Origin of the sequence: Marinobacter changyiensis (assembly GCF_009193265.1) — a bacterium.
Lineage (GTDB): Bacteria > Pseudomonadota > Gammaproteobacteria > Pseudomonadales > Oleiphilaceae > Marinobacter > Marinobacter changyiensis.
On the sequence record NZ_VZZZ01000005.1, the window covers coordinates 183,024 to 196,889 of the forward strand.

The 13,866-nt window shown below is 55.3% G+C and carries 11 protein-coding genes; all 11 read right to left on the reverse strand.

Annotated features, from left to right (window positions below; genetic code table 11):
• Positions 1-3: 3 nt before the first annotated feature.
• A complete protein-coding gene (locus F6Y09_RS14305; protein ID WP_152207614.1) occupies positions 4-1,038 on the reverse strand; it encodes a polysaccharide biosynthesis protein in 1,035 nt (344 codons plus the stop codon).
• Positions 1,039-1,083: 45 nt separating this feature from the next.
• Positions 1,084-1,977, reverse strand: a complete 894-nt coding sequence (locus F6Y09_RS14310; protein WP_152207615.1) for a glycosyltransferase family 2 protein — start codon at positions 1,975-1,977, stop codon at positions 1,084-1,086.
• Positions 1,978-2,464: 487 nt separating this feature from the next.
• Positions 2,465-3,166: an FkbM family methyltransferase gene (locus F6Y09_RS14315; protein WP_152207616.1), complete on the reverse strand. Its 702-nt coding sequence runs from the start codon at positions 3,164-3,166 to the stop codon at positions 2,465-2,467.
• Between the two features lie 111 nt (positions 3,167-3,277).
• Entirely contained in the window at positions 3,278-4,405 is a 1,128-nt protein-coding gene (locus tag F6Y09_RS14320) for a glycosyltransferase (protein ID WP_152207617.1), read from the reverse strand.
• Complete coding sequence (locus F6Y09_RS14325) at positions 4,402-5,394, reverse strand: glycosyltransferase family 4 protein (RefSeq protein ID WP_152207618.1); 993 nt, start codon at positions 5,392-5,394, stop codon at positions 4,402-4,404. The genes F6Y09_RS14320 and F6Y09_RS14325 overlap by 4 nt, the downstream gene beginning before the upstream one ends.
• Positions 5,385-5,897 (reverse strand): glycosyltransferase family protein, encoded by a 513-nt coding sequence (locus tag F6Y09_RS14330; RefSeq protein ID WP_152207619.1) that lies wholly within the window; start codon positions 5,895-5,897, stop codon positions 5,385-5,387. The genes F6Y09_RS14325 and F6Y09_RS14330 overlap by 10 nt, the downstream gene beginning before the upstream one ends.
• A 714-nt stretch (positions 5,898-6,611) precedes the next feature.
• Entirely contained in the window at positions 6,612-8,102 is a 1,491-nt protein-coding gene (locus F6Y09_RS14335) for a hypothetical protein (protein WP_152207620.1), read from the reverse strand.
• Positions 8,089-9,405 carry a lipopolysaccharide biosynthesis protein gene (locus F6Y09_RS14340; RefSeq protein ID WP_152207621.1) on the reverse strand — a complete coding sequence of 439 codons (1,317 nt, stop codon included), beginning with the start codon at positions 9,403-9,405 and terminating at the stop codon, positions 8,089-8,091. Before F6Y09_RS14340 ends, F6Y09_RS14335 begins: the two co-directional genes overlap by 14 nt.
• A gap of 447 nt (positions 9,406-9,852) precedes the next feature.
• A complete protein-coding gene (locus F6Y09_RS14345) occupies positions 9,853-12,069 on the reverse strand; it encodes a polysaccharide biosynthesis tyrosine autokinase (RefSeq protein ID WP_152207622.1) in 2,217 nt (738 codons plus the stop codon).
• A 27-nt stretch (positions 12,070-12,096) separates the two neighbouring features.
• Positions 12,097-12,537 (reverse strand): low molecular weight protein-tyrosine-phosphatase, encoded by a 441-nt coding sequence (locus F6Y09_RS14350; RefSeq protein WP_152207623.1) that lies wholly within the window; start codon positions 12,535-12,537, stop codon positions 12,097-12,099.
• A 7-nt stretch (positions 12,538-12,544) separates the two neighbouring features.
• A complete protein-coding gene (locus F6Y09_RS14355; protein ID WP_152207624.1) occupies positions 12,545-13,666 on the reverse strand; it encodes a polysaccharide export protein in 1,122 nt (373 codons plus the stop codon).
• Positions 13,667-13,866: the final 200 nt, after the last annotated feature.

Below are 13,866 nucleotides of genomic sequence, written 5' to 3' on the forward strand. Positions count from 1 at the left end.
GCTTCACTCCTCCGTGTTGAGGTATTCACCCCGTTCCAGGGCACGAATGAAATCCAGCTTCCGCAACAAGGTTTGCATGCCGGCTACATCCAGACGCTCAGTATTGTGGGAGTTGTAATCCTCGGTGTGAGAGATTTTCTCTTCCCCCTGCTCCACAAACTTGCCGTAGTTAAGATCCCGCAGATCGGGCGGTATCTGGTAATAGCCACCCTGATCCTGCGCGCAAGCCATTTCTTCCCGGCTGAGTAGCGCTTCAAACAGCTTCTCGCCGTGGCGGGTACCGATGACGTTAATGGGGTGATTTGGCTTATCCATCAAATCGGTAAGCGCCCGTGCCAGGGTTTCGATTGTGGCGGCCGGTGCTTTCTGCACAAACAGATCACCATTGGCGCCATGTTCAAAAGCATAAAGCACCAGATCCACCGCATCCGCCAGGGTCATCATGAAACGGGTCATGTTCGGATCGGTAATCGTTATGGCCTGACCGGCACGAATCTGATCTACAAAAAGAGGAATAACCGACCCACGAGACGCCATTACGTTGCCGTAGCGAGTACCGCAGATAACGGTCTTCTCCGGGTCCACATTACGGGACTTGGCCACCATCACCTTCTCCATCATCGCCTTGGAAATGCCCATGGCGTTGATGGGATATACGGCCTTGTCGGTACTCAGGCAAACCACACGCTTCACTTCGTTCTGGATTGCTGCTTCGAGGACATTTTCGGTGCCTAGAACGTTGGTTTTAACTGCTTCCATGGGATGGAATTCGCAGGACGGCACCTGTTTGAGGGCTGCGGCGTGGAAGATGAAGTCCACACCTCGGGTGGCATTCAGAATGCTCTGGTAATCACGCACATCGCCAATGTAGAACTTGAGTTTGGGATTGGTGTAGCGCTTGCGCATGTCATCCTGTTTTTTCTCATCCCGGCTGAAGATGCGTATTTCATCGATGTCGGTATTCAGGAAGCGTTTGAGTACGGCATTTCCGAAGGAGCCGGTACCGCCGGTGAGAAGAAGAGTTTCCCCAGTGAACATAGACCAAATCCAATTTGTGAAGGCAACAAGAGTTAAAGAGAGTCGTTACTCGTAGAAAGGAACCCGGGCATCCGGTTCGCCAGGATAGGACGGAATGCTGGCGGGAAGCCGCCCGGTTTGCTCGATCTCAAACCGCTTGTACTCCCACTGCCTGTATACCTCGGTGCGCAAATGGGACCAAATCCAACCCACCTTGCCGGCTCTCCAAGCACCAAGAGCCAGAAAATGGTAAAGAAACAAAATCAAATAACGGCCGGGAAACTTCCAAAAGTAACGCTTTAGCCACATTCTTCTTTGGAGTGCATTCCCAAACAATGCCGGATCAACTGCCAGTGGCTTGTGCATAGCCTGGCTCACAGCTTCTGCAGTGGTATATCTATTTTGCTTAACCACCCAATGATCCAAGCCTGGGCTGTCATGATGTTCTAGAAACCCCGAGGCAAGTACCATTTCACCTTCAACTTGCGGGTGTTCATTAACAGCGACATCGGTGAACTTGCAGCTACCGGTTTTCCATAATCTAAGAATTTCTTGATTCACCGGTAGAATTTTTCCCATAAACCATAGCCGCCGATTCACAACGATTCCCTGACTTGCGGTGCGCTGCGTCAGCTCCCGCAACGAAGCTTTGAGCTCATCAGTCAACCTTTCGTCAGGGTCCAGCTTCATAGTGTAAGGAGCGACAATCGGCAATTCTCGAAGCGCAAAATTCCACTGGTCCCCAAACCCCTTAAATGGCCGCTGAACCACATGTACACCATGCTGTAGAGCGATATCCACAGTAGCGTCCGTACTGCAGCTGTCCACCAAGAAAACCTCTTGGGCCCACCCCTTCAGGTTTTCCAGAACAGCCTCCATGTTATGCGCTTCATTTAAGGAGATCATAACTACCGCAACCCGTGCATTTCCCGGCTTCCAACTGGAGTTATTTGAAGTCATCTATACGGCCTTGCTCATTGACTAATGAATTTGATCAACAAAAACGTTTTGGCCGATCATGCAGCCTCGAAACCACGAATATCTTTCCTGACAATGGCTCAAACACCCGCACATCGACAGAGAACCTCCCAAACGTCAAGGTCCACCCCCGCGGGTAAATGCTTTTCAAGCGTGGTATCAGTGCCTTCTCTTATCGAAGTCAGCGTCGTATCTTTCTGCAACTTGATAAGGGTGAACACTGAGAAGAAATCAGATTTTCGTTGCCAGAACTGTTGGTAAACTGGCGGTAATCAACTTTTGATTGAGAGAGATGATGACAACCGCAACAGGAGCCGCACCACCTGACGAGTGGCTGTTGCCTGCTGTTCGCTAGGCGGGTGAGCTGATGAATAAGTCAAACTCCGTTCTACGCCGACGGTATAGCTACGATATTCGAGGTCGTATCGGTGACTTGTTCACCAAATCCGTGGCTATATCCCTGGCCGTCTCAAACGACATAGCCAAATCCTTCAAACAACTCGCACACTTGTTCTCTGGTCTTGGCTAACACCTCGCAGTAAACCTTGGGACGTGCCTGCTCCAGAATCTGTTTGGCGCCATTCAGAACCAGAATTTCGGCGCCTTTAACATCGATTTTCAACACATCCGGTGCAGGTAAGTGTGACAGCAGACTATCAAGTGTCATGCAAGGCAGGGTTCGTACTTCGCTCACCCCCCCCCCCGTCTGAGTCGAACCAAACTCCTCGATGGCATTAGCTGCGCGGGCCCTGCGGGCAATTGCGAAGCTCAGTACTCCTTGTCGATCTGCAATCTCTACCGGTAGGACGGTCATTTTTGCCTCACTTTCAGAACTCCGTCGTGCCGTAGCATGCAGCAATGCGATAACATCAAAGTCGGCTTCAATCGACAGCACGATTCCCTGTGTGCCTGCATGAAATGCGGCGGCTTTTGAAAACAAGCCGACGTTGGCACCGACATCCCAGACGCTATCGTTGCGTGACACCAGGGTCCCCGCGATGTCCAAAAGCTCTGGATCCCAGCGATCCGACGCCTTGAACAGGTACTTCAAACCACCAACCCTCGAGCTTACCCGGATCAGCCCGCCACCGGAGCCTTGCGGAAGTCGGCGGCTGAAGCCCAGTGGCCCGAGAACGATTTCAGCGATTCGTCCGATGTTTGCCGCATTCATGACGGTTTCCTTGATGATCGGATGCCTGTGTAATCAGCGATCAGCCCAACTAACAAGGGCCAAAGGAGTGTATTCTCTGTTCGCGCCTCAACATGATTCATGGCGGTTGCGTCATTTGATTTTTACGCAATCGGGTGGCGCGCCGCCTTCCAGCATCCAGCGATAACCCGCCTCCATCGATGCTGCGATGGCCTCCCAAGAAAAATCCCGCTCCATCCATGCCCGGCCCCTGGCGCCCATAGCGTGAAGTTCTGTCTGCGGAAGGGCCATTGCAGATTCCAGTGTGCTCCGCAAGCTGTCGACACTATTGGGAACCCACCAGCCGCAACCTTCCTTTTCGAGCCCGGCCCAAGGCGCGCCGTGACTGACGATGGCGGGGCATTCGTGCGATAAGGCCTCCGCCACGGCCATGCCGAAGTTCTCGGAATGGGTCGGCAGCACGAAGAAATCTGCATTGCGGTAAGCAGTATCCTTTTCGGCACCGTACAGCGGTCCAGCAAACTCGACCCGGCGCGACCCATTGCGTGACGCCCGTGCCCTCAACTCCTCCATGTAATCGGCATCACCGGGGCCAACGATGCGTAGCTGCCAGTCGGCATGCTGCCGCTCGAGACCGGCCCATGCGTCAAGCAGGTTCTCGATGCCCTTGACAGGGTGAACACGCGAAAGGAACAGTAGTGAGCGTGTGTCCGGATTGGACCGGCGCTCATGGAGAAAAGGCAGATCGATTCCGTTCGGCGCAATCAGCACCGGAGGCTTCAATCCGAGCTTCCTGATTTCCGCATACTCTTCCTCGCAGGTGGCGTGCAGCAAGTCGGCGTGTTCCAGAACGCGCCTCTGCAGCGGCCACAGCAACTGCTTGCGCCGTTTGCTGTGCAACAGTGCCCACTCCGACAAGGTACCGCGCGGAGAGGTCACCAGCTTTGCGCGCTTTCCCGGCACGATCCAGCCAGCTGCGACGTTTACCATCGACCACAGGCTGTGGTTATGCACGATATCCACCTCATTCGCTGCCTGCCACAGTGCCAGTGTATGACGGGGTGACAACGCGAAACGCTGCAATACTGGCCAAGACGGGTGAATGGAAAGCGCCACACCTGGAATCTCACGCCCGGCGGCAAGGCAGGACAGCGTGACTTCATGATCAAGCCCGGCAACCGCCCGACAGAGCCGTGGGACCGAATAGGAAGGTCCGGATGCTTCAGCGCTAATGTGGGGAACGATGTGGGTGATTCTCACTGAGCAACCTTCCTATAGATCGCAGCGTAGCTCTCGGCGACCGCTGTCGATTGAAATCGCAATGCGTTCTGGTAGCCGGCAGCAATCAGGCTTTCCCGGTAAGTTGAGTCATTGACGATTCTCGCCACACCAGCGCGGATATCGCCTGGATCGTATGGATCGATCAGACAGGCTGCGTCGTCTGCAACCTCCGTCATAGGTGAAAGATTGCTAGTAATGACGGGGCGTCCGACGGCATTGGCTTCAACGACCGGCAGGCCGAAGCCCTCATAGGTGGAGGCGAACATCAGCATGTCTGCCTTTACGTACTGGTCAAGTAGCGCTTCACGGCTCAGGCCCACATGATTTTCGTAGTCGATCTCGTGTCTCGCTAGAACCCCCCCCAGTTCCGAGTTCAGCGAGCCGATGATTACCAGCTTGCAGCGGATCCCGGCGAGAGCCTCGGCAACGCGGGAGACGTTCTTATTGAATTTCGTGCCGACTTGGAGAATCCGGGGGATTTCTGTGTTGAACGTCTTCGCCGCCGGCTGGAACTCTTCGGAAACAGGGTTGTGGATGACCACCACTTTGTCCGGGCTGCAGCGCACAGACTTCAGTAATGCCTGACGGGTGGCCTCCGAGACCGTGATCACCATGCGGCTACGCATGACGGGCAGCCAGAACCAGAAGAACCATAGCACCAGACGCTTAAGCCCTTTAAAACGTTCGATGGTCACCAGATCATGCACGGTCAGAACCGTGCGCCGGCGATCGAGAAAATACGTCAGGTAGTGCGTATCCCCAGTGATGTGATTGATATCACCCTGTGCCTTTCGCGCTGACCAGGCATCTCGCAACCTCGGCCAGAAACCGGTCGATGGATTTCGGCACACCCACTCGACCGCCTCGCAGTCGACCGGCAAGGCATTGCGGACGTCTTCATACAGGCGTTCGATGCTGAAGACGTTGGGGCGAGGGTCGCGCATGAAATGGACAACGCTTATAGCCATTGACTTGAATCACCTTTCACGAGGGTCTCGATATGAGTAAGTACTTCATGAGCACGTGCAGGTACTGAATAGGCTGGTACCGTCCGCCGGCGAGCTGAAGGCGCCATTGTCTGGCGCTTGCGCTCAAGCGGCAGGAAGTGTCGGATCTTCTCCGCCAGTTCCGCCGCATCGTCCCAGAAACCGCACTCCGTGTCTTCTTCGTACACTTGCTGTACAAACGGCGTTCGCCGGTGCAAGAAGAAAGTGCCCGCGGAAGCCAGTTCACAGGTGCGCGTCGTATCCTGATCACCTGGTTGTTGTTTGCCGTCAATCACTACATCGGTGTGCACCGGGGCGATGACGATCCTCCCACGGCGAACAAACTCACCGTAGGCACGGCCGAAGATAGGCCCAGGAAACTGCCAGCGCGAGGGAAAATTGCTTTTTTGCTCAGCCCAACCAAGTCCGGCCCGCGCAACCGACACCGTCCGATCTGGCAGCAGCCGGCCAACTTCGACTAACAATTCCTCACATTAGGGCCGGCAGCTTGCTGGCGGCGATCACAACATTGCCATCTTGCAATTCGGTAGGATCCGCCCAGCAATGGACCTTCGGATCGTATCCTTGTGGAACAAAAACGCAATGATTGGTATATATCCGTAAGTTATATGCCAATGTGATCAGGCTTGGTAGAGATCACCAGGTCGTATTGACCTAGGACCTTTAGCATGCCTAGATTATAAATGTGAGGCGTGGGGAAACACATTGACTTTATTTGTGACTATGGAGCGTACTGCAAGCAATTTGCTTGCCGTCATGAAATTTCGTTTATAAGCAATTACAACGTCGGTCTTGAGAGCGAGGCATCACCTGAGAATCTCAGCAGCCAATTCTCATTTGTAAAGTGGTTTCAGCAGCCGATTGACATTAGGTATGAACAGGCTGCGTACCTTAGGTCGGTAATGATCTTCACCTATATCGTCCAACTCAACACCTTCAAGGACGCTCATAGCGACAGGGCGGAAAAACCGTTCCAAGTTTCGCTTACGAAGAGCAGTTTGAGCTTAACAGTCATGTTCGTACCTCTTTTAGGTACAATCCCGTCAATCTGGCTGGATCGCAAAAGTGGAAGACTGGCGAAGCTCCTTTTGGATCTGCAGTTCCCCGCCTGCCGCACTGGAAAGCCTGTTTTTTTTCAGTGCGGTTGAAGATTAGACTTATTGTGCGGTGGCGTTTTCCTAACGACTCGTTAAGGTGTGCCGGATACCAAACACCGTTGCTGTCTTGACAAGCATCCAGATAAAAATGGTGACGAAAAGAATGGATGTGTACGCGTAAACGACGTGCTTCTCGTCAAATCGAAGCGTCCAATAAAGCGCGACGAAACACAGTGTTTGGTGACCGAACCCTCTGCCAAACCGATGCGCCCATTGCTGGGCAGTTGCAAGCAGCCAGCCGAAAGTGATTGCTCCAAGCAGCACCCCGATCCACCAGCCACCGAGATAAAGTTCAGTAGCAAATCCGGCAGCCGTTGACGAGCTGATTTCAGAGAGAGGACCCGGAATGCCAAGTATCCTAGCTGTGTGCATGGCGCCGGGTTGCATGGTGGGCTTCCCGGGCCAAAGAATGCGTGGTACCACGCTCGCCGGGATCAAGCCGAATACAGCTCCGGGCTCATATCCATTTTGATCTGCAAGGGTTACCGTTATGGCATGAGCTGTTGTCATGTTGACCCTCGAACTGATGTCATCGAGCGCGTCCATGAGCTGAGCATCCTGTAGGTTGTATACAAAACTCGCCACCAGAACTGTTGTGGGGATGTCTAGGTCCCCTGTACTTCTCCAGGAAAGTTCGCGAACGTTATGCACATAGAGCTGAGATATGGCAAGAACGATCGCCGCAGCACAGATCACGAAAAGTCTTGCACTCAGCTGGCGAAAATTAATCCAGTAAAGGATGCCCGCGGGTACAAACGGAAAAAAAATCTCTTCTTTCATTCCGCTATCCAACGCAAGTGTTGACAAGGGGAGTGCCAGCAGACTTGCCAACACCACTTGACCTATTGCAGACTGCCGGCGCGCAGCTATGAAGTAGGTAGATGCAATACCCGTCACAAAAAACAAGGACGCAACTTGTTCGAGCGGCCCGAAAGATACCCCTGTAACTCTTCTGAGGACATCAACGGCAAAAGCAACACCATAGACTAAAACCGAAATTTTCAGTGGTACAGCTCGTGCACTGAACAGAAACGAATAAAGTTCCACCCCCCGCCCGACCTTCAGGCGCCAACTGCAGGCTATAATCAATAATCCTGCTACGGTGATCAATTCGCCTTTCAGTAACAAATCGAAGACAGGGTCCGGGAGCGGGACATTGCTATATTTGTATATATTCTCGAGCCGGGCGCCATAGAAGAGTGCATCCAGTAATGCATGAACTCTGAACCCGCAGCCGACAAGCAGCAGAGCTGCACCGAAAGCGCTGTAACGTGCATTCCCCCACCGACCCAGCTTCCAGAAAAGAAGCAAAGCCGTGGCACCTGCTGCATGCACCAACGCCAGACAAAATTGATCTTCGACGCCAACCCGCGACAACAAGAGTGCGAGGAGCACAATGATGGCGTATATAGAGCCGGCGACCAGCAGAGCCTTGGCTGCATGTTCGATACTGAAAGAGATCGGCCGACAGCTTGGTCCATGAGCTGAGCCAATGCATTTACGCGGATTCATGAGTTCTTCTCTGCGCAATTATGTATCTACGTTCAGCCTTGCGTGATAGGAGTTTAGATAGCGCCAATTCGATTCCGAAGCGGACAGGGACCGCAAGAACAGCACCATGGAGTCCGTAAAAAATCGCTGCCGGGATCAAGACAGCGATGCCGATCAGAGACCCCGAAACAGTGAGTGCGAGAACATATCGAGTGGCGTCGAATGCATAACAGAATCTTGTAAAGATTGAAGAAATGCAAAGGAGAGCATAACCTAATGCGATCCAAGGCATCAGGTCAATGGCTGATCGGTATTCTTCTGCCAGAAAAACATATCCGACAGGATCTTTCAGAAAGACGAAAGCAGTTACACCGACTGTTGCACCGATGCTGCTTGTTATCAGCATCCGCCTTTTGGCGATATCTATTTCTTTATTTGAGCCATCAGCGATTGCGTTCTGCAGTATCGGCCTCAAGGTTTGTTCGATTATGGTGGATAACATCAGGAAGGGCCTACTCGCCAATCCGTATACCGCCGCGTATAAACCAACTTCTGACAAAGACAGAATCCCGGCAATGATATAGCGATCTCCCATGCCACTGAGCCACCCGAAGACTGCCAACGGCGCAAGGGGCAAAGCGTAGCGCTTAATAGCCGTCGAAAGTTCAATCTGGGCTTCCGACTCAGAGGGAGTAATGATGCGAGGTTCCGGCAAGGACCCTTCGAACCGAACAAGGCATCTTGAGGCGATTAGAATCAAACCTGAGCCAACGATGTAACCGGCAAGTGCAGCCTCTGCATTGTATCCGAATAACCACGCTGAACAGATCGCCATCAATGGCCTGGACCATGCGTTAGCTGTTTGCACGATTGCTGCGGCGCGCTGCCGACGGGCAGCGTTAAGGAAGGCCTGTTCAAACGCGTAGAGTGAGTCAATAACAAGCATGGCAGCGATCAACAGCCCTATGTGCCACAGTTGGTCGCTGACCACTGAAATGATGCCACCACCGAGCGAAATCAGCAACGCGGCCACCATGACAAGGCTGTAAATGAGGCTTCCTGCTGCTCGGCGCAATATCCAGAGGCGCTCATTTTTGCTGCATTCTGGGTAGAACCGGATTACCGCCTGAAGACGGGGTGTAGAGACAAGGCCAAGCGCCAAGGCGGCAGCGCCAACCAGCAATGTAAGGCGTCCAAATTCTTCGGGAGAGAGCAGCTCAGTCATGATGCGGATGGATATCAGTGCGGCAGCCGCGCTGAGAACTTGCCCGAGAGCAACCCACCCGCCGTCACGAAGTATTCGGCTGCGATTAAAAATACTCATGTTACGAAAGGCTCTATAGCTTGGTCGGGGAAAGTCAAACCTTGAAGCATTCAAACCGTCCGGGCGAATCTTCGTGCTGGATTAACCAAATTCGGTGATCTCGCCCTAACGAGACGTCATGCAGATTGCCGTAGACGGACGAGCATCAGCCCGATATACAATGCGTTCAGATGATCCATTGCAAAGCGTTTAGTCATTAGTCGTGAGAGGGAACATGCTACAAACTGAGGCAGCGCAGACAAGCTTATTGCCAGCCTGTCGATCCACTGTGACCGGCCGCAGCGCTTACCAACTGGCGCCCTAACGTTTTCCCTGAAAACAAGCGTCCGCAGGCAACTTAGGTACGAAAGGTCAGTAAGGTTACCAACGTTAAAGCCCTCACCACCCCTGGTTTTGGCAGGTATCACAGCAATTGGCAAAGGACAGTGCTGTGCTGACCTGTCGCTTTTACGCTTTTTCCGACTTATATTCATAGTTGTAGTAACCATAACCACCATATCCATAGGCAGACGCCTTCTTCACCACCGCATTCAGTATGGCCCCTTTTACTTCCACACCATTCTGCTCGAAGCGGCGCATCGTCAGTTCTATTTCCTTGACCGGATTCACGCCAAACCGGGCCACCATCATGGTGGTACCGGCGTGCTTGCCGACGATGGCTGCATCCGTCACGGCCAGGAGAGGCGGCGTGTCTATGATCACCAGGTCATAAAGGCTTGAGGCCTGCTCCATGAATTCCCCAAAGCGTTTACTCATCAGCAGCTCCGACGGGTTGGGCGGCACCGTGCCTCTTGCAATGAAGTGGAGGTTGAGGACTTCGGTCTGGTGAACGGCGTTTTCGAGGGTGGCTTTGCCGGCCAAGATATCGGACAGGCCGTTATCCTTGGTGACGTCAAAAACCTCGTGACAGAAGCCTCTACGCATGTCGCCGTCGATGAGCAGCACTTTTTGATCGGCCAGCGCCATGACGCCCGCGAGATTGCTGGACACAAAGGTTTTTCCCACCCCGGGGCTGGGGCCGCTGATCATCAGGATCTTGTTGTTGGCGTCCATCATGCCGAAGTGCAGGCTGGTGCGCAGGCTGCGCAGGGCTTCCACGGCCAGGTCGGCGGGGTTTTCGAAGGCGAGCAGGCGGGTGATGTGCTCTTTATCGCGTAGTTCCCGCCGCGTGCGTTTTCGTTCCAGTTCATTTTGTGTGACCGACAGCGGGATGCTGGCGTAGACAGGAAGTCCGATGTTCTCGATGTCTTCCGGGTTTTCCACGCCGCGGTTCATCATGGCGCGCACCAGCACGATGCCGGTGCCGACCATGCCGCCCAGCAGCAGGGCCAGGGCTGCAATCAGCGGGCGTTTCGGCTTTACCGGTTCGTTGATGTTGACGACGGCTTCGTCGACGACCCGCACGTTGCCTACGGTGCCGGCCCGGGCAATGTCCAGCTGCTGGATGTTGGAGAGCATTTGCAGGTAGATTTTGTTGCCGACTTCCACATCCCGGCGCAGGCGCACCAGTTCCTGCTGGGTTGCTGGCAGGCGGCCCAGGCGCTGGTCCAGTTCGGCGCGGCGGACTTTGAGTTCGGCCATCTGAGACGCCCAGGCTTTGTAGCGCGGATGGGTGGGCTGGAAGCGCTGTTCAATCTCGGCGCGCTGGAATTCCAGTTCGGAGATGCGGGTTTCCAGGTTGACGATCTGCTCCAGCACCGCAGAGCCTTCGGCGGTGATATCGATGGTTTCTTCTTCGACCTGGTACTGGTTGAGCTTTTTCTCGGCAACGTCCAGGTCCCGCTTGACCTCCGGCAGGGACCCGCGCAGGAACGCCAGGGATTTGGCCGCCTCGGCGCTGGCCCGGTCAACGTTCTGGCGCACGTAGTTCTGCCCCACTTCAGACAGCACGGCCTGGGCCAGGGCTGGTTTGGTGTGCTCGTAGGCCAGCTCGATGATGCCGGAGCTCTTGCCTTTTTCCGAGGCCGATACCGCGATCTGGAGATCCATGGTGGCGGCGTAGTGGCTACGCTTGGTGATGTTGAAGCGGGTGCCGGGGCGGGCGACCAGTTCGATCACCATGACGCCAAAGCCGTTGGCTTCGGCCGGGGTGTTGATTTCGCCTTCCAGCACCTGTTCTTCATCTTCGTTGAACAGTTTCCAACGGCCGTTCTCGCCGGTCTCCAGACTGTAATCACCGGATCCGCCCGGTACGTCCATGCGGGTGATGGTGAGCTTTTCGCCACCCCAGGCGTAGCCTTCGCCCCACCCTTCGCCCTTCTCTTCACCCCACAGGGGCTCTCCGTTGAAACGGCGGGCGAGTGTGGCGCCCACCACAGGGAAGTAATCCGGGGTGGTGATGATGTCCAGGTTCAGGTTGTCGACCACTTCACCCAGTACCCGACGGCTTTTGATCAGCTCGATTTCGGTGACGGCTTTGGAGGTGGATTCCAGCAGGCCGCCCAGGTCTTCCATGCCGGGCAGGCCGCCCTGTTTTTCTTCCACCTGGATCAGGGCGTTGGCCCGGTAGACGGGGGGCTGGATCAGGGCATAGAACACGCCAACAGCGGTGAACACCAGGGTGACGGCGGCAATCAGCCATTTGCCATCCCACAGGGTGCCAAACAGGGCCAGCAGGTCGATTTCGTCGTTATCTTGTTGGGGCGGGAGCTTGGTGTCGGTCATTAGCAGTTAGTTATCCAGGTACTTTTATTAATCGAGATACTTAAGCCAGGCCGTGGTGGCCTGGTCGATCAGGTTGAAGGCGTGTTCGAAAGCCGGGCGCTGTTGCCGGTAGGGGTCCGGTATGGGCTGGCCGTTTTGCCATTTGCCCAGCAGGAAGGCGCGGCCGCGGATTTGCGGGGCGATGTCGTGCAGGCGTTTCAGGTGGCGTGCTTCCATGGCCAGTATCAGATCGGCTTTGGCCAGCATATCTGTGGTTACCTGCCGGGCCCGGTGGGCGCTGGCGTCTATGCCCTGCTCTTTCAGCAGTTCCAGTGCGGTGTCATCCGCCGGTTTGCCCACCAGGGCGCCGATGCCGGCGGAGTGCACCTGTTTGCTGGTGTTTTCCGCCAGGCGCGCCCGCAGCAGGTATTCCGCCATGGGGCTGCGGCAGATGTTGCCGACACAGATGACAAGAATGTTGTTAAACATGGCCGCTTCAATCAACCCTGTTGACTTCGCCTTCGGCGCGGCCGAAGAAGTAGACGGCCTGGGCGGTTGGCAGTATCTGTGCTATCACCCGGTTCCAGCGCGCGATCGGTGCGGCTGTGACATAGACGATGTCCCGCTGCTGCAGCTTGAATTGGTCGGCCAGCACCAGGGCGGTGGCGTTACGGGCGTTTAGCTGAAACACCTGGGCCAGCTTGTCGCTGCCGAGGGGGGCTTTACGTACGACAAAGATACCGCTGGCATCGGCGGTGGCCTGAACAAAACCGCCGGCTTCGGTGAGCGCCTCCGCCAGCGTCAGGTCGGACCGACCAAAGCGGATGGACTGCGGGTCCTCAACTTCACCGAGGACAAAGACTTTGGCTGCGTCGTTACGGGCAACATGGACGATATCGTTGGAGAGCAGCAGGATGTTCTGGCTGGTATTGCCGTGCTGGTAGAGTTCCCGCAACGAGTAGCGCTGGGTCTGGCCGTTACGGGTCAGGGTGACATCGCTCCAGTCGGCGGCCTCGGTGAGGCCGCCTGACTGGCTGACGGCTTCCAGCAGGGTCAGGGGGACGTTGCTGATCGGCTGGGTACCGGGTTGGTTGACCTCGCCCGTTACATAGATGCGCTTGGAGCGGAATGCGGCCACGGTGACATCGACCTGGGGATCCTGAATGTACTCTCTCAGGCGCTCCCGGAGGATTGCCCTGATTTCCGTGACGCGCAGCCCAGCGACCTGAACTTCGCCGACGTAGGGGTAGAAGATGGCGCCGTCGTGATGGACCCAGTTGCCGGCTTCCTGGGGGCTGCGCTCGGACCCGGCGGGAATGGTCAGTTCGGGATGGTCCCAGACCGTGATATTGAGGACGTCGCCGCTGCTGACGATGTAGTCGTAGGCCTTCATTTGCGCGTCGAGATCGGCATTGAACGTCGGCGTCGGCTCGCCCCTGGCCAGTAGATCGCCAATCAGCGCCGGGGTGATCTGGTAGATTTCCACCTGCTCTTCGATATCGAACTCTTCGCCGTCGTCGGAATACCAGTCTGAAGAGCCGTACGGAATATGCGACCCCGGTATTGCTGAGCAGCCACTGAGGGTAAATGCCAGAAGGGCAGCGAGGCAGTATTTCATCCGGATCCTTTGTGTTGTCGGGTCTTGCTCTGCGCCTGATGATCGGGCAGCCAGCATACCAGGGAAAGAGGTTCTGGGGGTCAGGTTGTTCGTTTTCATCAATCGGGTGTACACATTGCTGCGGCTTACTGGCTTGGCTTACGGTAGGGGGGATTCTGGGTCAGACCCGTTATACGGGGGGAAATGCCCCGGGGTCTGAC